22 protein-coding genes are annotated in these 20,859 nt (G+C 38.4%); 16 read left to right on the top strand and 6 right to left on the bottom strand.

Annotation, left to right across the window (positions count from 1 at the left end; all coding sequences use genetic code 11):
- Positions 1-149 precede the first annotated feature (149 nt).
- Together ACWM35_RS21390 and ACWM35_RS21385 are read right to left on the bottom strand one after the other, a co-directional pair.
- Positions 150-407, bottom strand: a complete 258-nt coding sequence (locus ACWM35_RS21390; protein WP_454820923.1) for a DUF3949 domain-containing protein — start codon at positions 405-407, stop codon at positions 150-152.
- 13 nt (positions 408-420) lie between these two features.
- Positions 421-627 (bottom strand): zinc ribbon domain-containing protein, encoded by a 207-nt coding sequence (locus ACWM35_RS21385; protein WP_454820922.1) that lies wholly within the window; start codon positions 625-627, stop codon positions 421-423.
- 235 nt (positions 628-862) lie between these two features.
- On the opposite strand from ACWM35_RS21385, the gene ACWM35_RS21380 reads away from it, so the two are divergent.
- From ACWM35_RS21380 to ACWM35_RS21330, 11 genes are all read left to right on the top strand, one after another.
- Positions 863-1,198 carry an ArsR/SmtB family transcription factor gene (locus tag ACWM35_RS21380; protein WP_454820921.1) on the top strand — a complete coding sequence of 112 codons (336 nt, stop codon included), beginning with the start codon at positions 863-865 and terminating at the stop codon, positions 1,196-1,198.
- A gap of 39 nt (positions 1,199-1,237) precedes the next feature.
- Positions 1,238-2,236, top strand: a complete 999-nt coding sequence (locus ACWM35_RS21375; RefSeq protein ID WP_454820920.1) for an NADP-dependent oxidoreductase — start codon at positions 1,238-1,240, stop codon at positions 2,234-2,236.
- Between the two features lie 189 nt (positions 2,237-2,425).
- Positions 2,426-3,028, top strand: a complete 603-nt coding sequence (locus ACWM35_RS21370; protein WP_454820919.1) for a GNAT family N-acetyltransferase — start codon at positions 2,426-2,428, stop codon at positions 3,026-3,028.
- A 282-nt stretch (positions 3,029-3,310) separates the two neighbouring features.
- Positions 3,311-4,210 (top strand): chemotaxis protein, encoded by a 900-nt coding sequence (locus ACWM35_RS21365; protein ID WP_454820918.1) that lies wholly within the window; start codon positions 3,311-3,313, stop codon positions 4,208-4,210.
- A 210-nt stretch (positions 4,211-4,420) separates the two neighbouring features.
- On the top strand, positions 4,421-5,104 hold the full coding sequence (locus ACWM35_RS21360; RefSeq protein ID WP_454820916.1) for a response regulator transcription factor: 684 nt from the start codon (positions 4,421-4,423) through the stop codon (positions 5,102-5,104).
- Between the two features lies 1 nt (position 5,105).
- Positions 5,106-6,110, top strand: a complete 1,005-nt coding sequence (locus tag ACWM35_RS21355) for a sensor histidine kinase (protein WP_454820915.1) — start codon at positions 5,106-5,108, stop codon at positions 6,108-6,110.
- Positions 6,111-6,262: 152 nt separating this feature from the next.
- Positions 6,263-6,946, top strand: a complete 684-nt coding sequence (locus tag ACWM35_RS21350) for an ABC transporter ATP-binding protein (protein WP_454820914.1) — start codon at positions 6,263-6,265, stop codon at positions 6,944-6,946.
- A complete protein-coding gene (locus ACWM35_RS21345) occupies positions 6,943-9,525 on the top strand; it encodes an ABC transporter permease (RefSeq protein WP_454820913.1) in 2,583 nt (860 codons plus the stop codon). Before ACWM35_RS21350 ends, ACWM35_RS21345 begins: the two co-directional genes overlap by 4 nt.
- Before the next feature lie 291 nt (positions 9,526-9,816).
- Positions 9,817-11,202, top strand: coding sequence for an amino acid permease (locus tag ACWM35_RS21340; RefSeq protein WP_454820912.1), 1,386 nt, complete (start codon positions 9,817-9,819; stop codon positions 11,200-11,202).
- A gap of 425 nt (positions 11,203-11,627) precedes the next feature.
- Positions 11,628-12,989 carry an arsenic transporter gene (locus tag ACWM35_RS21335; protein ID WP_454820911.1) on the top strand — a complete coding sequence of 454 codons (1,362 nt, stop codon included), beginning with the start codon at positions 11,628-11,630 and terminating at the stop codon, positions 12,987-12,989.
- A gap of 24 nt (positions 12,990-13,013) precedes the next feature.
- Entirely contained in the window at positions 13,014-13,685 is a 672-nt protein-coding gene (locus tag ACWM35_RS21330) for a DUF2642 domain-containing protein (RefSeq protein WP_454820910.1), read from the top strand.
- A gap of 260 nt (positions 13,686-13,945) precedes the next feature.
- Here ACWM35_RS21330 and ACWM35_RS21325 read toward each other — a convergent pair whose 3' ends face one another.
- Positions 13,946-14,455 (bottom strand): HXXEE domain-containing protein, encoded by a 510-nt coding sequence (locus ACWM35_RS21325; protein ID WP_454820909.1) that lies wholly within the window; start codon positions 14,453-14,455, stop codon positions 13,946-13,948.
- A 194-nt stretch (positions 14,456-14,649) separates the two neighbouring features.
- Positions 14,650-15,825 carry an MFS transporter gene (locus tag ACWM35_RS21320; RefSeq protein ID WP_454820908.1) on the bottom strand — a complete coding sequence of 392 codons (1,176 nt, stop codon included), beginning with the start codon at positions 15,823-15,825 and terminating at the stop codon, positions 14,650-14,652.
- Positions 15,826-15,906: 81 nt separating this feature from the next.
- Between ACWM35_RS21320 and yeiL the strand changes: the two genes are divergently transcribed.
- Genes yeiL through ACWM35_RS21305 form a run of 3 tightly spaced genes read left to right on the top strand, consistent with a single transcriptional unit; the run spans position 15,907 to position 16,888 of the window.
- Positions 15,907-16,578, top strand: coding sequence for a transcriptional regulator YeiL (yeiL, locus tag ACWM35_RS21315; RefSeq protein ID WP_454820907.1), 672 nt, complete (start codon positions 15,907-15,909; stop codon positions 16,576-16,578).
- 45 nt (positions 16,579-16,623) lie between these two features.
- On the top strand, positions 16,624-16,743 hold the full coding sequence (locus ACWM35_RS21310; protein ID WP_454820906.1) for a DUF3986 family protein: 120 nt from the start codon (positions 16,624-16,626) through the stop codon (positions 16,741-16,743).
- Positions 16,709-16,888, top strand: a complete 180-nt coding sequence (locus ACWM35_RS21305) for a hypothetical protein (RefSeq protein WP_454820976.1) — start codon at positions 16,709-16,711, stop codon at positions 16,886-16,888. The genes ACWM35_RS21310 and ACWM35_RS21305 overlap by 35 nt, the downstream gene beginning before the upstream one ends.
- Before the next feature lie 145 nt (positions 16,889-17,033).
- On the opposite strand, the gene guaC is transcribed toward ACWM35_RS21305, so the two are convergent.
- The gene (gene guaC, locus ACWM35_RS21300; RefSeq protein ID WP_454820905.1) at positions 17,034-18,023 is read right to left on the bottom strand and encodes a GMP reductase; all 990 of its coding nucleotides are present in this window, start codon (positions 18,021-18,023) and stop codon (positions 17,034-17,036) included.
- A gap of 181 nt (positions 18,024-18,204) precedes the next feature.
- Here guaC and ACWM35_RS21295 point away from each other — a divergent pair, with 181 nt between their 5' ends.
- Entirely contained in the window at positions 18,205-18,699 is a 495-nt protein-coding gene (locus ACWM35_RS21295) for a DinB family protein (RefSeq protein ID WP_454820904.1), read from the top strand.
- 299 nt (positions 18,700-18,998) lie between these two features.
- The gene (locus ACWM35_RS21290) at positions 18,999-19,562 is read left to right on the top strand and encodes a CBO0543 family protein (RefSeq protein ID WP_454820903.1); all 564 of its coding nucleotides are present in this window, start codon (positions 18,999-19,001) and stop codon (positions 19,560-19,562) included.
- A 104-nt stretch (positions 19,563-19,666) separates the two neighbouring features.
- On the opposite strand, the gene ACWM35_RS21285 is transcribed toward ACWM35_RS21290, so the two are convergent.
- The gene (locus tag ACWM35_RS21285) at positions 19,667-20,686 is read right to left on the bottom strand and encodes an NAD(P)/FAD-dependent oxidoreductase (protein WP_454820902.1); all 1,020 of its coding nucleotides are present in this window, start codon (positions 20,684-20,686) and stop codon (positions 19,667-19,669) included.
- Between the last annotated feature and the right edge of the window lie 173 nt (positions 20,687-20,859).

Genomic DNA, 20,859 nt, shown 5'->3' with positions numbered 1-20,859 from the left:
AAAAACTCCCCTTATTTTAAGGAAATATGAGTATTTCCTAATATAACCGGAAAATCTCCGTTTATTTTTTCAAACACAGGAAAATCAACATTCAGTTATAAAAGAGTCTTGATACAAAAAAGAAAAGGGGTGAGGCAATCCTCACCCCTTTACCGTCGGTGTTTTATTTTATACACAATCGTCGCAATAATATTAGCTAAAAAGAATAGTAGACTCCCTTGCACATTTGCATGTAACACCTGTTGCCCAAACTCCATCTCTTCAAACATCTGCCCCTGACTTTTCCCCTTCTTTTCATTGGCCAGGCGCATTTTTTCCATTTGCTCGACATAGCGGTACTGGAAGGGGACGAGAATCAGCGATATTACGATATATCCAATTACGAAAAATAGAAATATTTTATCCATTTAATCTCCTCCATTAACCACCAAAAAATAAATCCAAGATATTTGATGCTGTCGATGTTTTCTTATTATAAAACTCGGAATAACCACATTTTTTACAGAAGACCACAATAAAGGTGTTATGTTGAAGATCAAACATTTTCGATAAACCGGTTCCCGTCATGGCGACTTCCTTAGTGCCAGTATCTCTAGCTCCGCATTTCACACAACCCTTTTCACTCATTGTAATTCCTCCCACAATATATTTCTTATATTTATCTACGAATTAAAAACCAAAAAGTTCCAAATCAATTTCATCTTAGAAATAACACGCGTTGAGCGTAGGACAGATGCCTGAGTATTCGTCTCGATTTTCTTTCTCAATATTGCAGCTATCATAACAATCGTTTATTGTTGTATTCAGCAGTTTGGTTCATCAACTTAAACCATTCAACTGATAATTGGAGGTATTTTACTGAATGAATAAACAGGACCAACTAAATAGGATTAAAGAGGATTTTATTAATTGTCAAAAAGTACTATTGGCCATTGGTGATGAAACTCGTCAATCTATTCTTTTAGTTCTACTGGGGACGGATTGTCAAACAGGATTACGGGTGGGTGAAATCACGGAACAAACCCATCTTTCTCGACCTGCGGTGTCTCATCATTTGAAGGTTTTACGGGATGCTGGTGTTATTTTAATGCGTAAAGAAGGGACAAAAAACTTTTATTATATTAATGTTCGTACAGAATTAGGTTTATTAAAAACGCTTGTGATGGATATTGATCAGTTCATGGAGAACTTTTATTGAAATGATGGAATTTACACATATTATTTGGAGGTATAGTCTATGAAAGCAATGGTTATTGATCGTTATGGGAAAGTTCCCATGCGTTTGGCAGAAATGCCTACACCTGAAATTGATGAATACGAGGTACTTGCAGAAATTCATGCAGCTAGTATTAATCCAGTTGATTTTAAGATACGCGATGGGAAAGTGAAATTGTTAGTTCAATATAAAATGCCGCTTATCTTAGGAAATGACTTCGCTGGTGTCGTGGTAAAGGTTGGCGCAAAAGTGACTCGTTTTAAGGTTGGTGACGAAATATATGCACGTCCACGTAAAAGTAAAATCGGTACGTTTGCGGAATATATCGCGGTTCATGAAGATGACATCGCCTTAAAGCCTAAAAATTTGAGCTTTGAAGAAGCAGCATCGATCCCACTGGTTGGGTTAACCACCTATCAAGCCCTAACAGACATTATGCAATTACAAAAGGGCCAAAAGATTTTGATTCACGCTGGTTCTGGTGGTGTCGGTACCTTTGCGATTCAACTGGCTAAATTAATGGGTGCTTTTGTAGCAACGACTGCAAGTGTTGCAGGTGAGAATTTAGTAAAATCTCTTGGTGCAGATAAAATGATTAACTACAAGACAGAAAAATTTGAAGAGATACTGGAAAACTACGATGCCGTATTTGATACACTTGGGGGCGAGACACTCGAAAAATCCTTCGAAGTGGTAAAAAGCGGAGGGAAAATTGTTTCCGTTTCGGGATTACCGAATGCTCGGTTTGGTAAAGAATATGGTTCCGGATTTTTTAAAACGTTGTTGTTTGGAGCCGCAAGTCATAAACTTACGGCGCTTGAAAAAAAGCATAATGTTGAATATTCGTTTTTGTTTATGAAGCCGAGTGGTGAGCAATTGCGTACAATTGCCAACTTTATTGAGACTGGTAAAATCAAACCGATCATTGATAGAGTTTTTCCTTTTGAAGATGCTCAAAAAGCGATGGAATATGCGGAGTCAGGAAGAGCGAAAGGGAAAATCATTTTAAAAATCAGATAGTTATCTAACGGAGCAAAAAATATGTCCTAGTTTTCTTTTATTGATTCTATCATTGCATTCTTTTACTCAATTTCATTTGATTCAATGTAATTGGAATTTTATTTTGAATGAAATGGCAGATAAGAAAAAGAAGGAATTTCCATTTTTTAAGAGAATCTTTTTTATAAAAGGAAACTAGGGGATGAAAATGTGAGCAATGTATTTACCATTGATTGTGGAGATATTCTACTTCGGGAATTAACAATCGAAGATGTAGATGCCATTTATGAAATTACTTCACAACCAGAAGTCTATGAGTTTTTACCAGATTGGAAGACGACAAGAGAAAAACGATTATTCTATGTAACAAAATATGAAATCCCGTCAAACAAAGCTTTTTTATCGTCAGTCCCTAATATAGAAGGAAAAGATGTCTTGAAATTAGGTATTATCCACAAAGAAACGGATCAGTTTATTGGTTTTATAAGTACTGGAATTAAAGAGGAATTACCGGAACCTAACAGAGAAATCGTCTATGGAATTTCAAGGGATTATCGAAATAGAGGATACACAACAAAAGCAGCAAAAGGGTTGGTTCATTTTTTGTTTGAGAAAACCAATCTTGAGCAATTAAATGCGATTGCCTTAACAAATAATATTAGCTCTAATAGAGTCATTCAAAAAATTGGTTTTCAAGTGGTTGGAGATATTGAAATTGAGAATCAAAAATATCATCATTACACTCTATATAAGCATGACTGGCAAAGTAATAAGTTAAATCAACAATTACCAATGTGTGGAAAAATAACTTAATTATTCTGATAGATGGAGGAAAGGAGCCCTAATGAATAGGGTTCTTTTTTAAATAGGAATACTTTCACTAAAATGTATAAAAATATGTCTAGTTGCTTGAATCCCGACAGCATTAAACAAACTGGGCTCGTTAGTCGATAAAGAAAAAGAGATCAATCATCTTATGAAAGAGGAGCATCCACAAAAGATATAAATAGAGGGATGCTGATTTATTTTATAGTATTTTCTTTTGTGGAATGGTTATCATCTTATAAAACGAAGATGAAATGAGGAATGAAAACAATGGATGTAATGAAAAGTGGCTCAAATGAAATAGATATTATGGAATTTAAAATTGGTGAAGTAATCTATGGTATTAATGTATTGAAGGTAAAAGAATTAGTCGAAGCGAGTAATTACACTCCACTACCAAATTCCCATCCATTTATCATGGGGGTCAGTGAACTGAGGGGTACCGTCATTTCTGTTGTGGATTTACCTAAAGTGCTAGGATTATCAGAACATAAATCTAACAGTAATCCTAAATGGGTCATTACCGAAATGAATCAACAGGTTACGGCCTTTCAAGTTGACGACGTTATAGGAATTAAAAGGGTCACATGGGAAGATATTATTACACCATCGAATATTACCTATGATAAGAATAGTCAAATAGTAGGGATTCTAAATTTGGAGGATAAAATTATCTTCCTTTTAGACTTTGAAAGAATTCTTACCGAAATCAATCCTAGCACAGGAATCAATGAGGAACGAATCAGTGGGATCCAGTACAATGAAGAAAGAAGAAATAAACATATTCTCATAGCAGAAGATTCACCATTTCTTGTTCAACTCATTCGAGATAGTATACAAAAATCAGGATACCAAAACCTAACGATAAAAAATAATGGAAAAGAAATAGTGGAATATCTGGAACATGCGGTCAACGCTAAAGGGAAGAATGCTTTGTCAGATATTTATTGCTTAATTACTGACATTGAAATGCCGAAAATGGATGGTCTTTCTTTGACGAAATGGGTAAAGGAACACCCTGTTTTAAATCCACTTCCAGTAGTCATTTTTTCATCCTTAATTACCAATGACCTAAGACATAAAGGAGAAAGCGTTGGTGCTAACGCACAAATCTCTAAGCCTGAGATTGAGTCTTTAGTAAAGGTCCTTGATTCTTTTTCAAATCTATAAAGGATGATGGAAAATTAAAATATTTATTAAAAATTGGTTTTTTAAAAACCAATTTTTTTTTTATTCACTCAACTAAAGAGCTTTTTTGATCCATATAGATAGATTTCCGTATCCCGTGATAGAGGATGAGTATCTCCATATCTAAAGATAGGGGTTTTACGCTGTTTTTTGATAAGATTAAAGAAAAACCTAAATGTTAGGGTGAACCGTATGAAAATTTTATTGGTCGAAGATGACCGTACCATCGCTTCAGGGTTGGAGTATTCCTTGAAACAGGAAGACTATGAAACCCTGCTTTGTCATAATGCGGCTTCTGCAATGGAGGTTATTCAAAATCAAATCGAAGAAATCGATTTATGTTTATTTGATTTGTCCTTACCAGATGGAAGCGGTTATGACTTATGTGAGCTGGTGAAGAAACGTCGGGATATTCCGGTCATTTTTTTAACTGCTTTTGATGATGAAGTGAATGTCGTGATGGGTCTTGATATGGGAGCGGATGATTATATTACCAAACCTTTTCGCATTCGTGAGCTTGTTTCAAGGATCAAGACGGTACTCCGTCGCTACCAGCGCCATACTCAACCGAAAAACACCATTGATATTGGAAATATACAAATTAACACATTGGAAGGAAAAGTCTATAAAAATGGCCAGGAGATCTTGTTGACGGCCCTAGAATATCGACTTTTTCTCATTTTCGCTAATCACCTTGGACAAATACTCACAAGAGCACAGCTGCTCGATCGAATTTGGGATGTCGCTGGTGATTTTGTCAATGACAATACCTTGACCGTCTATATTAAAAGATTGCGAGAGAAGTTAGAAGATGATCCGCAAAACCCAACGCTGATCAAGACGATTCGAGGCATGGGCTATAGGGTTGGTGAGTGAATTGTTCCGTAATCGAGAAGTTCAAATCTTTCTAATCATTCTTCTTTTCATTAGTGGTTTCGGAATTGCGTTGGCGGCCATTCTCGTTTCAATGCATGCGGCCGGTTTTGTGCTTGGTGTATCGATTTTACTGATTAGTTGCACGCTGATTTTTACTAGATGGCGTTACCGAGAAATCGAGAAACTCTCTGGCTATTTACAACGAATAAGTAATGGCAATTTTCAGTTGGACGTCCGTGATAATTATGAAGGCGAGTTAAGTATCTTAAAAAGTCAAATTTATAAAGTGACAAAAATGCTATCTGAGCAAGGGGCGGTTTTACAGGAGGATAAAGCAAAATTGACCAATGCGATTTCCGATATTTCTCACCAAATTAAAACCCCTTTGACTTCGATGATGATGATGGCAGATTTGTTAGGGGATAAACGACTGGAGGATGGGAAGCGAGCAGAATTCACTCGGAATCTCCAGGTACAACTGGAACGGATGGAATGGCTGGTATCTTCCTTATTAAAACTTTCGAAGATTGATGCGGGAACGATTGCTTTTAAAAAGGAAAAAGTATTGGTTAGTCAGCTCGTACAAAAGGCGCTAGAGCCGCTATTGGTTCCAATGGATATTAAAATGCAAGTGTTAACTGTCAAAGGCGATGAAAACGCAGCCTTTAACGTTGACTTCAACTGGACCGCAGAAGCTCTCATCAATATCGTAAAAAACTGTGTCGAGCACACGCCTGACGGCGGAGAAATCACCATTCTATTTTCGGAGAATGCACTATTCACAGAAATCACGATTTCTGACAATGGGGAAGGAATACCTAAGGAGGATATCCCTTACATATTCAAACGGTTTTACAAAGGGAAAAATGCGAGTGATGACAGTGTCGGCATTGGCCTTGCGATGGCACATAGTATCGTTACCAGTCAGCAGGGGGATATTGAAGTGAAAAGTCAAAAGGGTGAAGGGACGACATTTCGCATTAAGTTTTATAAGCAAGTAATCTGATAGTGGAGGATGGCGTGAAGTTAGTTGCGGATAGCGGCAAGGCATCCCTACCCCCACCCGCCAAAGTGACTAAATTGTCACTTAAGAGTCACTTTAAAGTCATTCTAGCTCGATATACTAACCTCATACAACGAATTGACGGAGGTTATCACATGAATATAGTAGAAGTAAAAAATCTTTCGAAGGTTTATGGCAAAGGTGAAACGGCTGTTACAGCACTGGATGATGTTTCTTTTTCCGTGAAAAAAGGGGAGTTTGTCTGCATCATCGGCCCGTCCGGTTCGGGAAAGTCAACGCTGCTTCATTTACTTGGCGGCGTCGACCGGCCAACGAGCGGAAAGGTCCTCATTGATCAAACCGATATATATGACTTGAATGAAACACAGTTGGCGATTTTTAGACGAAGGCAAATTGGCTTGATTTATCAATTTTATAATCTGATTCCGATCTTAACCGTTGAGGAAAATATTACGCTGCCAATGCTGTTAGATGAGCAAAAAGTGGATCCAGCTCATTTTAACAGAGTTGTTGACATTCTAGGCTTAAACAACCGGCTAGCCCACCTGCCCAACCAGCTTTCAGGCGGTCAACAGCAGCGCGTCTCGATCGGACGAGCATTAATCAGCAACCCTGCCATTATGCTTGCTGACGAACCAACGGGTAACCTTGACAGTAAGAATAGTGAAGAAATCATGGAATTGCTTAAAATGTTTAACAAGACCTACAATCAGACCCTGATTGTCATCACCCATGATGAGCGCATTGCCCTTCAGGCCGACCGGATTATCTCGATTGAAGATGGAAGGGTCGCTAAGGATGAGGTGATCCGTCCATGAATATTATCAACAAAGTCACAATTCGGCATTTAAAACAGAACAAACGCCGATCACTTGTGACGATTATTGGAGTCATTATTTCGGTGGCGATGATCACGGCGGTTGCGACATTAGGTGTTTCTTTTTTAGACTTAATGATTCGCCAGGAAATCACCAGAAATGGAGAATGGCATGTTCAATATAAGAACGTTACTGAAGACCAAATCCAAGCCATTGAAAAAGACGAGGAAACTAAGAAGCTTGTTCTCTCAAGTGATGGCTATGCGGCATTAGATGAATCAGATAATGAAGATAAACGCTATTTATTTTTTCAAAACTATAATACGTCTGGTTTGCAGCAATTCCCAATTGAAGTTAGCAAAGGAAGGCTTCCCGATAATGAAAAGGAGGTCGCGATTTCTGAGGAGCTCTTAACTAACGAAAAGGCTGGTTACCAAATCGGGGATCAGCTCACGGTGGAAATTGGTGACCGATTGAAAAAAACGGACGGGACAGCTTTGACTCAGTATGACTTCCTCGAGTGGGAGGAGGATACGCTGAACGAAGAACTCCGTATTCAAGAAACCAAAACGGTGACCATCGTGGGGACGATTGAACGACCCTTCTGGGAACCGACTTGGGCACCGGGTTACACAGTTATCGGATATGTGGACGAAAGCTCAATAAGCGAAGGGAAAACCGTTGATGCGATTGTGGTAGCAAAAGAAATAAATGGTTCCCTTTTAAAGAATGCAAAAAGTCTTGCTAAAAAACAAGGAATCGAAAAGGTTAATTTTAACAGTGATTTGCTTCGTTACTATGGGGTTACGAATAATGATCAATTGCGGAGGACGCTTTTTTCCTTAGCGGCAATCATTATGTCTGTGATTATCATTGGCTCCGTGGCGTTAATTTATAATGCGTTTGCGATTAGTGTATCTGAGCGTGCCAGACATCTGGGGATGCTTTCGAGTGTCGGGGCGACAAAAAGGCAAAAACGGAATTCGGTCTTTTTTGAAGGCGCAGTGATTGGAACAATTAGCATCCCCATTGGGATTCTTGCCGGCATTGTGGGGATAGGAATCACCTTTTCATTTATCAACGAATTTATTGAAGGAGCACTCGGGATATCTGAAAAGCTGGAGTTAGTGATCACACCGGCTTCTATTCTCATCGCTTGTGGTGTTTCCATCCTGACGATTTTTATTTCAACCTATATCCCAGCGCAAAAAGCATCTAAGATTTCAGCAATTGATGCCATCCGCCAAACCCACGACATTAAGTTGTCAGGGAAAACGGTCAAGACATCCAAATTGGTGAGGAAAGTCTTTGGGCTAGAGGCTGAAATTGGATTGAAAAACGTCAAACGAAATAAAAAACGCTATTTGGCCACGGTGTTTTCGTTAGTGATTAGTATTGTCCTATTTTTATCGGTTACCTATTTTACTGATAATCTGAAAAAGTCACTGGAGATGTCTCAAGATAATGTTCAGTATGATATTCAAATCTCTGGCAGCCAATTAGGGAAAGAGGCATTGACAGTTTATACGAAGCTCGATCATGTCACGAAATCGACCATGATTGAGGAGGCAAGTTTAACGGCACTGATTGGAAAAGATCAGCTTCCATCACGATTAAAAGAACAAATACAAGAGGACGATTCTATTCTAGAAGATGGAAAATACCCCTATTTTGTTACTCTCCATGGTCTCGATCAAGAGAGTTTTAAAGAATATGCTGAAAAAGTTGGTGTGGATGCGAAAGATTTTGCCCAGCAAGACAAACCAAACGCGATTGTGATTGATCAAATTACCTATGAGGATGGCGAAACCCAAAAATTTGTCGAAGCCAAAGCCATTGAGACTGAAGTGGGGAAGACGATTGACTTATTTACTTTATCCAATGGGGAAAACGATCAACCAATTGGGGAATTAGTGAGCAGTGTCCAAATAGGTGCGTTAACCGATGAGGTTCCGATGGGGGTCCAAACGGGAGGACCAGGAGGACTTAATCTCATTGTTCCAGACACTGTCATGGATCGCTTGGCGATTGATCCAGAGTTTGTGAGCCCCTATTTGTACCTAAATAGTTCGGACCCCATGGCCACTCAAGATGCGATTGAAGATCGAGAAGGTTCAAATATTCATGTATACAATATTTATCAAAACCGACAACAGGAAGAACAAATGATTTTGCTTATGTCTGTGTTCACCTATGGGTTTATCACACTAATTTCATTTATTTCGATTGCCAATATCTTTAATACGATCTCAACAAGCATTTCGCTAAGAAAACGGGAATTTGCGATGCTGCGATCGGTTGGGATGACACCGAAAGGATTTAATAAAATGATCCGTTATGAAAGTATTTTTTATGGTGTGAAGGCTCTGACCTATGGATTGCCTATTAGCGTGTTAGTGATGTTTGGGATGCACCACTCCCTTGACCATACCTTTGAATACGGGTTTACACTTCCTTGGATGAGCATCTTATTCGTAATTGTCGTAATTTTCTTGATTGTAGGATCGGCGATGCTGTATTCCATTGCGAAAATTAAGCATGAAAACATTATCGAGAGCTTGAAGCAGGAGAATATTTGAGGTGAAACGCGGTTAGCTGATTAGCTAATCGTGTTTTTTTATGAATAGCTTGTTCAACAAACCTGTTTTTTGCTTAGTACTAAAATAACCAGATAGAAAGACCTAGGTTATATTGCTATAATAATGAAATATAACCAATTTCCACTATTAGCATTGTTATATAGCCTTTTATGGCGTTATTCGATTATAATAATAAGGTGAATTTATTATTATTAATAAAGGGTTTGTATGAAAAAGTAAGAATCTTTAAAACTATTAATTTGTGGAAATTCAAAAGAGGAGGGAATTGGAGTGGCAAATAAAGAATTGAAGAGAGGCTTGGAATCGCGTCACATTCAGATGATTGCGCTCGGCGGGACGATTGGTGTCGGTTTATTTATGGGATCAGCGAGTACGATTCAATGGACGGGACCGTCTGTACTGCTAGCCTATATTACAGCGGGAATTTTTATTTTCTTCATTATGCGTGCTATGGGGGAAATGCTGTATCTAGAGCCCAACACGGGTTCCTTTGCAACCTTTGGCTATAAGTATATTCATCCATTGGCCGGATATTTGACAGCTTGGAGTAACTGGTTTCAATGGGTTGTTGTTGGTATGGCTGAAATTATTGCCGTCGGTGCCTATATGCAATACTGGTTTCCAGACTTGCCGGCGTGGATTCCCGGTTTCATCGCGATGTTGATTCTAGGGGCAGCCAATTTAATTTCGGTTAAATCGTTTGGTGAATTTGAATTTTGGTTTTCCTTGATTAAGGTGATAACGATCATCTTAATGATCATTGCCGGTTTTGGACTCATTTTCTTCGGAATTGGCAATGGTGGAGAGGCTATTGGTTTTTCTAATCTTTGGGAAAATGGTGGATTCTTTACAGGTGGATGGACTGGATTCTTCTTTGCTTTATCCCTTGTCATTGGAGCGTATCAAGGGGTGGAACTGATTGGAATTACAGCAGGGGAAGCAAAGGATCCGAAAAAAACACTAACAAGTGCCACTCAAAGTATCATTTGGCGAATTTTGATTTTCTATGTGGGTGCGATTTTGGTCATTGTAACCGTCTATCCTTGGGATCAGCTGCAATCGGTTGGCAGTCCGTTCGTGGCGACGTTTTCCAAAGTGGGAATTACTGCGGCTGCTGGTATTATTAACTTTGTGGTAATAACTGCAGCGATGTCTGGCTGTAACAGCGGGATTTACAGTGCAGGACGTATGCTTTATACATTAGGAGTGAACGGACAAGCCCCAAAATTCTTTACCAAAATTTCTTCTAACGGTGTACCGATTGTCGGTACGATCGGTGTCCTGATCGGTTTAGCGGTTGGAGTTGTGTTGAGTTATCTTGCGCCTGAAAACTTATTTGTCTATGTATACAGTGCAAGTGTTCTTCCAGGAATGGTTCCGTGGTTTGTCATCTTAATCAGCCAAATTCAATTTAGAAAAGCAAAAGGAGCTGAAATGGACAAGCATCCATTCAAGATGCCTTTTGCTCCTGTGACCAATTATGTAACCATCGCTTTCTTGTTGATGGTTTTAGTGGGAATGTGGATGAATGATGATACCCGGATCTCATTGATAGCAGGGATTGTTTTCCTAGGGATTGTAGTTTTGAGCTATTTCGCTTTTGGAATTGGAAAGCGTGTACCGCAGAATGTTAGCGAGGATCAAGATGTAGCCTAAAAGAGAGGGATTTCCCTCTTTTTTATATTGAGCGCTTTTTTATAAGGTGTCATTGATGCTTATTTTCCAGAATTAACATCACCCGTACATTAAGTGGAATTTTTCAAAAATATCTTTGGTTAAATCAAGAGAATAAATACTTTCCTAGTTCATATAAAATGAGAATAAGTTTTTTTATGCGGAGCTGTCCTGGCTTCGCTTTTTTTATTGGGTTACTGTCTTGAAACTATGCATTTAGACTCTCGTGGATTTATTGAAAAATAGATACAAACCTAAAGCTTGTCAATTTTGGGTTACATATAGATATAGTACAACATCACAAGAAGGACAGATGGAAGGGGGGGACATGAGCGGATGCAAAGGAAATGGGAGGTAAGGGTGTATCATGGCTTGTTGAATAACAAGCTTGATGAAAGGAGTCAAATATGGATCATTTAACCGTTTGGTTAACCATTATCACATTTTTGGTTACCCTCGGATTTATTCTTTGGAGACCTAGAAATATCAATGAAGCAATACCTGCCGCAATAGGTGCGGTGATCGTCGTACTTTGTGGGAGTGTTACCTTCTCAGACCTGGGGATTATTTTAAACACAATAAGTGGTGCAGCCATCACGATTATGGCAACCATCGTTATGGCAATCGTTTTAGAAAGTTTTGGTTTTTTTAACTGGGTAGCAGAGAAGTTGGCAGAAAAGGCAAGGGGGTCAGGGATCCGTTTATTCTGGTATGTTAATCTATTGTGTTTTCTTATGACACTATTCTTCAATAACGATGGAAGTATTTTAATTACCACCCCAATCCTCGTGATGTTATTAAATAACATGGGCTTGAAAAACCATCAGAAAATTCCTTATCTGCTGTCAGGAGCCTTAATTGCGACTGCTTCTAGTGCACCCATTGGGGTAAGTAACATTGTCAATTTAATTGCTTTAAAAATTGTCCATATGGATTTATGGCTGCATACAGCCATGATGTTTGTTCCCTCAACACTAGGATTACTACTGCTGACTTGGTTTTTGTTCCTTCGGTTTAAAAGGGTACTACCGAAAACCGTACCTACAAACGTAACGGGAAGGTCGCTTAAAACTTATCATCCACTCAAACCAGGTCTCAAGCATACTTCACAAAAAGATCGTTCCAAATTTATGAGAAATGTGCTTTTATTTGTATTTGCTGTCCGCTGCAGCCTCTTTGTTGCTTCGTTTCTGGACATCCCCGTTTCTCTTATGGCTGTAATCGGTTCGCTTATCCTGTTAGCGTGGAGATGGGCCTATTTAAAAATATCCCCAGCCGATATGTTGAAAAAAACGCCTTGGTATATTATCGTTTTCGCCTTTTGTATGTATACCATCATTTACGGTCTTAATAACGTTGGTTTGACGGACTGGCTGATTGCTTTTATGAAGCCAATGGTTTCTGGAAGTCTGCTCAATGCGAGTGTCATGATGGGGACGCTGCTAACGGTACTCTCCAATATTTTCAATAATCATCCCGCCCTCATGGTTGGAACACTCACTTTAATGAATATGGATTTAAATTTACTTGAATTGAAAATTGCCTATCTGGCTAACGTCATTGGCAGTGACATGGGAGCCTTACTCCTTCCTATGGGAACCCTTGCTACGTTAATGTGGATGCATATCATAAGAAAAGGGAAAGTCATGATTAGTTGGCTGGATTATATAAAAGTCACGATCGTTGTGATACCTCCAGCAACCTTATTCACTTTAGTTATTTTATATTATTGGGTGTATTGGCTGTTTAGCGGCACTCTTTCACATTAAGATATTGAGAAAAGGAGACTTAGGATGGTTATAGATTTTGTTGATTTAATCGGCAAAAAAATAAATATTGAAATATCAGGGGGGATTTGTCACAGAGGAATGTTACTTGATGCCGGATTGGACATCATTGTGATTTTCAATGGAATTTCGTTTCTCTACATTCCAACCGTTCATATACAAAGATTGAAGGAATTGATTAAAGAGGAGGATAACGAAAATTATTATGAGCCTTCTTCAGAAAAACCGATTGCAACCGATGCTATATCCTTTCGTAAAGCATTAACAGTGGCCAAAGGCTTGTTTGTCCAAGTTTATGTAACGGGGAATAAATCCATTCATGGCTATTTAACGAGCATCATGAATGACTATCTTGTCTTTCACTCTCCTTTGTATAAAACGATGTATCTTTCGATGAAACATGTAAAATGGTTAATTCCCTATCCTCCCAACACGACACCCTATTCGTTAGACAATGGGAAATTTCCATTAAACCCACCACCTGCACCTCTTTCCAGATCATTTAAAGAACAATTGAAAAGGTTTGAAAACCAACTCGTTCTATTAGATGGTGGAGATAATCCTGAAAAAATAGGCTTATTACAAAAGATTCGAAATAACCATATCACTCTCATAACTGCTGAAGGTGGAACCGTTTATTGGAATCTAGAACACATCAAAACAATACAATTTACTTAACAACGGTAAGCCATCACGCAGGAAAAGAATGGAGAGTGATGACCTATCTTGGAGAAAATAGCACAAAAAGAATAATCCACCCTGTGTGTAAACGAGGATGGATTACTCATTCCATTATAATACCGTTTTTTTCGTGACTTTCGAGTCACGTTTTTTTATGGTGTACCACCTACTGTTAACATATGCTGCTCAAATGTGTGTTGTTAATTCTCGATGAAATTTTTCCCATGGGGTGAATAATCTGCATGTTGATTGTTTTTCTAGTTTGATAATAAGGTAAATGTTAACTTCGAGATAAAGTGAGCACCAAGTGCGAGCGGTGCCTGTATAACAAAACCTACTAGTAAGTAAACTATGAATCTCTTGAATGTTACTAGTCTTTCAGTAATAAGAAACTTTAACGTGAATAAGGAATAGGGGAATACGATCATGATGGTGGTCATAATCCCGGGCACATAGCCCTTGAAAAAAATGAATTGGAATACATGGGCAATTCCATTCGCCAATAACATACCAGGAACTAAGAATGTCAGGTATGTAGTTGGCCCCATTCTCAGAAATCTTTTTCCAGCAAATGCATAGAAACAACCTACTGAAGCTAGAATCCATAAAAGAGTAAAGGCTAGGGTGAATTCTGCGGCAGTAACACGAATAGGGATGATATTTGAATGTGCAAGGAGGAAAATTTCTATAGTAATGATTTCTTCAATATCATGAAGTAAATAGAGGATTGGAAATAATATAATTAACTTTTTCATTTTAGAATTCAAAGTAAGCCTTCTCCCTTCACCATAACAAATCTCTCTTAAACCAGTTCTTAGTTTTATGGGAATCTTCGAGTACATATTAACATAAGTTTACCAAAAATATCCTTTGGTTTTAAATAAAAACAGCACCCATGTAATGTTGAATGGAGTGCTGCTTTATATAACGCCCTGGTTTTTATTGAGGAATGGTTTTTTCGCTATAAAGTAGAAGGTACCGCTTCTTTCCTATGCTCCGATGCCCGATAAACAAGGGCAAGTAGCATTGATGGGATGGTACAAACAATCATCCCGATAAAGGCGTATCTTGGCTCGATTTCGTATAAGTAGCCGCCGAAATAGGTGAAAACGGCCGTGCTCCAGCTTAGTGCCAGTGCTGAATACATACCTTGTACTTTCGGAATCTGGGCAGGTGGAATATGTTTAATCATATATTGCATAAAGGCATAGTGACCCATTGCGAACGAGCAGGCATGCAAGGTTTGCGCAATACAGAAAACAATCACATTCGGAAAGGAGAACACGAGCAGCCAGCGTACGGTTGAACCGAGTGCCGCCAGTGCCAACAACGAGCCAATCGAAAAACGTTGAAAGTGTTTGTTGGCAATCGAAAAGAAAATGATTTCTGCGATGACAGCAATGTTAAGAATAAGCCCAATCAAATACTTTGGTGCCTCGATCTCCTGTAAGAAAATATAGCCATAGCTGTAATACGAGGCGTGGGCAGCTTGCAATAAAATCACAATTACTAACACTAACCCAAAGTTTCTGATACGGAATAAACTTTTCATTCCATCCTTATGGTTTGATGCCATAGTTGGTTTATCTGATAAAACAGCGGGTGAGTGGGTAAAACCTAGACCTAAAAATATCAGTGCCCCAATAAGCAAGGCCCAGAATATGACATGATCGCCCATCGAGCCTGTAAAGAAGGTTAAAATCATACCAGCGACAACAAATCCGATTGACCCCCATGATCGGCTTTTCCCGTAATCCTTTAAAAGTTTATTTTGTGCTAACGTACCAGCTGCACTATCTAAAGCAGGCATTAAGGCTGGATAAAAGAAATGTAGAAGAACGGTAGCAATAAGTAAGCCAGCAAAGGAATTTGCAGGGATATAACCTAAAACGCTTAGGACCGTGCCGATGGCCATTCCATTTAATAATGTTTTACTACTGAATTTTTCCGAGAGGAAAGGAAAGGCGAACAAAGTAGAGAGACCTCTTACCACCAAACCTATGCTCATAATCAAACTAGCTTGTGAAACAGTAATCCCTTTGGTATTGATCAACCAACCGGTCCAATAAGGAAGAAATATTCCCCAAGTTATAAAAAAACTAAAAAATCGACTACCCATCCAAAGTTGTGTGTTCATTCATTATCACCTCATTGGTTGCATCATATCACGGAGTTCCTTACAATAATATGAGATATCTCATATTTTAAAAGGTGATATATGGAAATTTATAAAAATGGGAAAAGACAGCATTATCTAGAAGAGCACTCAATCTCACATTTATTTTCCTTTCCGATTGAGGAGTTTATACAGGTGCACGAATATCGGCGTGATGAATGGATTATCCAGGAAGGGAAGAGACCGGATTTTTTATTTTTTGTCATTGAAGGGAAGGCAAAAATCTATCTCACCCATCAGAATGGGAAAGTCTCGTTAATCAATTTTATCAATGAAAATGACTATATTGGGGAAATGGAATTATTACATGATGTGTATTATTCAAAAGGGATTCAAGCTTCAACGAAGACCATTTGTTTTGCCCTTCCTTTTCACAGCTGCCGCGAGAAAGTCCTTGAAGACGTGAAGTTCCTAAGGGAGCTAAGCATCTTTTTAAGTTTAAAAGCAACAAACATGGCAGCCAAGTACTCACAAAGTCTCGCCTTCCCGCTTGAGAACCGGCTGGCGGAATTTATTTTGCAAACGGCAGATGAAGGAATCTATAAGGAGAAACATGTAACGGTTTGTGACTTTTTAGGTGTTTCCTATCGGCACTTATTACATGTGTTATCCCAATTTAGTGAGAAGGGCTTTTTGCAAAAGGAAGGACATCACTACCGGATTCGAAGCCACGATTCATTATGTGAACTTGCTGGAATGCTGGGGAATAGGTAGCGAGTTTGGAATGTTTCAGGATTAATCTCTAAGGGTGAAAATACTATGATTTTCGATGACAGATATCATTTGCATGTAGGCTATTATGAAGAAGGACATGATCTAGAGGCCATTTTCATGAAAGTACAAAATGAAGATAAATGGTGCATGTTTTTTCGATCATGAACATTATAAAACAACTATTAATCATCATGAATTTCAGTTTTTTAAAGGCTTTGGTCTACTTGTAAAAGAGTACCATGGGGATTTGACCTATGAAAATGGTTCAAAGCTATTCAAGGATTTCTTATTAGATAAAAGAATTGTTTGATAGTGATCATTTCAACTTGCTAAAAAATGTAAACTATTAATCACTAAAAATTGGTAAGTGAATAGAAAAAGCATGGGAATTGACCATGCTTCTTCCTGTTTTATTGCAACAGCTTTTTATCAGCAACACCTCAAAAGAATAAAACCTAATAAATCTTATCCCCATTAAAGATCGAGTTCTTCACAATCACATAATCCACATGTTTAATGGCTTCTAGTGTATTCCCACCTGCATACGATATAGAGGATTGAAGGTCTTGCTCCATCTCGATTAACGTATCCTTGATTGAACCTCTGTGTTCGACGAGCATTTTTTTGCCTTCGACATTTTTCCGTTCCCCTTTTTGGAACTCGGATGCGGAGCCGAAATATTCCTTATAGAGCTTTCCATCTTTTTCATCCTCAATCGTTTCGCCTGGAGATTCTTCATGTCCGGCAAATAAGGAACCAATCATCACCATGGAGGCACCAAATCGGACTGATTTGGCAATATCCCCGTGAGTACGGATTCCCCCGTCTGCAATAATCGGTTTACTCGCTGCTTTTGCACACCAGCGTAGTGCAGCTAATTGCCAGCCGCCAGTACCAAATCCGGTCTTTATTTTTGTAATACATACTTTACCTGGTCCAATCCCAAGCTTTGTCGCATCGGCACCAGCCCGTTCTAATTCGCGTACCGCTTCTGGAGTCCCGACGTTTCCAGCAATCACAAAACTGTTCGGCAAGTGTTTCTTAATATGCTGAATCATATTAATCACCGCATTCGAATGGCCATGGGCGATATCAATCGTTATGTACTCCGGTGAAAGCTGAGCATCTGCGACTTGCTTGACGAAATCATATTCACCCTCTTTGACGCCGACACTTATCGAGGCGTACAATCCTTGCTCGTTCATCTCCTTAATAAATGAAATTCGCTTCTCTGGTTCAAAGCGATGCATGACATAAAAATAACCATTTTCTGCTAAATAGACAGCAAGCTTTTCATCGATAATCGTCTGCATATTGGCTGGGACGACTGGGAGTCGAAACTTACGGCCTCCAAACTCTATGGAAGTATCGCATTCAGAACGGCTGCCCACGATACTTTTTGCGGGAATCAGTTGAATATCTTCGTAATCAAACACATTTTCCATCAAACTCCTCCTAAGACTTTCATTCACACATACCAAAAATAGGTTTTTCTTTTGCGATGGGTCTTATTCATTTTAGGCTTCACTGGACGCTGAGTGATCAAGATGGGAAAAGAAGGAATTTTCATTTTTAAAAAGAATGTTTAAAAAGGGTTAAGTGAAGTGAATAAGATGAGGTGATGGTATGAATTTAGGCAGCCAATATTTAATAACAGTGATTCAACGGTTCGAGGACGCTAAAGGTACTGCTGAAAAAGCCATAGAACAATTAACCGACAGCGAATTATTTTGGGCTCCGAATGAAGAGTCCAACAGTATCGCCGTCATTGTGAAACATATGAGTGGTAATATGGTATCTCGATGGACGGACTTCCTTACAACAGATGGAGAAAAACCCGACCGAAATCGTGATGATGAATTTGTGGGGGATCTTAAAACCAAAGAACAGGTGATCGAACGGTGGGAAATGGGCTGGGGTACCTTTTTAAAAGCATTGAAAGGGATGGAGGATAAACATCTGTTAAATACAATAACCATTCGAAATGAACCACATTCTGTTTTGGAAGCAATTGAACGCCAAATGTACCATTATTCGTATCATATTGGGCAAATTATTTATATAGCAAAAATGTTAAAATCAAGTGATTGGAAATCATTAACTATTCCTCGGAATAAATGAATAATACATACCTTTAACTCTAGAATAGTTTAATCGAGGTGGAATTTGATGGGTGATATTAGCAAGCTGCGTAGAATTGGAAAACATAAGTAGAGTTACGTTATTCATGGGTTTCTTGGTGCTGCTATCGGTGCAGTTTTGGGATTAATTGCTTATGTGAAAGACTGGTTATAATTTGTGGCTTCACTAGATTGATTTGTAATCGAGGGAGATTTTGAAAGGGGATGAAGGTCCAGTATAGTTTAAGAAAGTCTTACAAAAACTAACAGTCATAATATACCTTAGGAAAGGGGTGTAGCATGACTTACCAAGAAGCATTAAAACAAATAGATGAAGCGAATCAAAAACTTACAGAAGCAAATCAATTAGTTGTTGAAGCAATCCTGGAAGGTTTTTTATTTACGTGGCCATGGTGGATTGCACTTGGAATGTTATTGATTCCTTGGGTTATATGGGGGATATTGCGTAAACGAGAAAGTTCAGCACGTTTATTTTCGGCAGCTTTATTGATGATGGTTCTTTCAGAAATATTGGATTCAGTTGGGGTTAGTTTCGGAAAATGGGTTTATCCTATTAAAGTTATACCTGTAGCAACAATAAACTTTTCGTTTCGACTTTCTGTTTTGCCTGTGTTATTAATGTTGTTTTTACAATATATGCCCCATATAAACCCACTTATTAAAGCAGTATTCTTTGGTGTGCTTGGTGCATATGTAGGACTTCCAATTTTATCGATGATGGATTTATACAAAAAAATTGATTGGGCATATACCTATTCATTTTTTATATTAACTGTATTCTACTTACTTTCTTACTGGTTTAGCCAAAGAGTTAGTTTTGAGAGAATCAAAAATAAGCAATAGTTTTTTGGTGCTTTTAATTTTATGGAAACTTGGATAAACAGTGGTATACGAAAAAGATGCGTTAATCCGTCGTGGATCAACGCATCTTTTTCGTACACAGTTGTTTACCTTATTGTTTTGCGAATCTCTTCATTACGTTCCTTAAATACAGTATTATGGGTGGAAACCATTGCGGTTTTGCGTGCTTTTGGGTCAAGGAATTGCTTCACTTCATTGACTGTATTTGCTGCATCTTGAAAGGCTCCTGTAATTAAATTTAATTTTGCATTGTGCTTGATAATATCTCCGGCTGCAAATAAACCTGGTACGGTTGTAGTACCGTTTGGTTGTCCACTAATAAAGCTGTTTTCTTGGATTTGGATGGGAAGTTTACAGTTTCTTAAGAGTGTAAAATCCTTTTCATATCCTAAATTAATCAGTACCTCATCGACCAGAATTTGACTCTTTTTCTTAGTGCCCATATGCTCACAGGTTAACGAAATAATGTGTTTATCATTATTTTCTACTACCTGCACAATGGAAGTATTCGTTAAAATTTCAATCGATTTGTTCATTAAATGTTTATCAACAATTGGAATGATTTTTTCCTCTTGCTCCGAAGTAATGATCGTAATTTTTTGCGCAATATCAGAAAGAGCATTTGCCCAATCAAATGCTGAAATTCCATTCCCTGAAATCACAATTTTTTTATCATGAAAAATTCTTGGGGGCTTTAAGGCGTAATGTACATTTTTATGGTGAGTATCAAAAACGGATAGCTTTTGAGGTGTAAAAATACCGCTGCCAATCGCTAAGATCACGGATTTAGCGTAATGGACCGTTTTATCGGAATGTACTACGAATAAATCGCCTTGTTTTTCAATACTCGTAATTTTTTCATTTAAACACAGCGTTGGATTAAAGGTTAGACCTTGCTGAATGATTTGATCAATCAATTTACACGCCAGGGTTGGGGGATGTCCGCCTAAATCCCATATGATCTTATCTGAATATAATAGCATCTTTCCACCTAAATAAGGTTGGGCCTCAACAATCTTCACTTTCATTTCTCTAAGTCCACTATAAAAAGCAGAGTACATTCCGGCGGGACCGCCACCAATAATTAACACATCAAAAATTTCCATATCAAAAGCTCCACTCCCAAGCTCGCATTTATCATGAGGTCATTATCAACTAGTATAAGCTGTTTTTATTTATGACTCAACTGAGGAGGATAGAAGGATGGAAGGAAGGCTTTGTTCCGAGTTTTAAATCTCGGGGGCCAACTTTATTTTGATAATAGATTGTACATAATAAA

The sequence above is a fragment of the Neobacillus sp. K501 genome (genome assembly GCF_053749995.1).
Note: the sequence above shows the minus strand (reverse complement) of the source record. Positions and strands in the feature narration are given on the sequence as shown.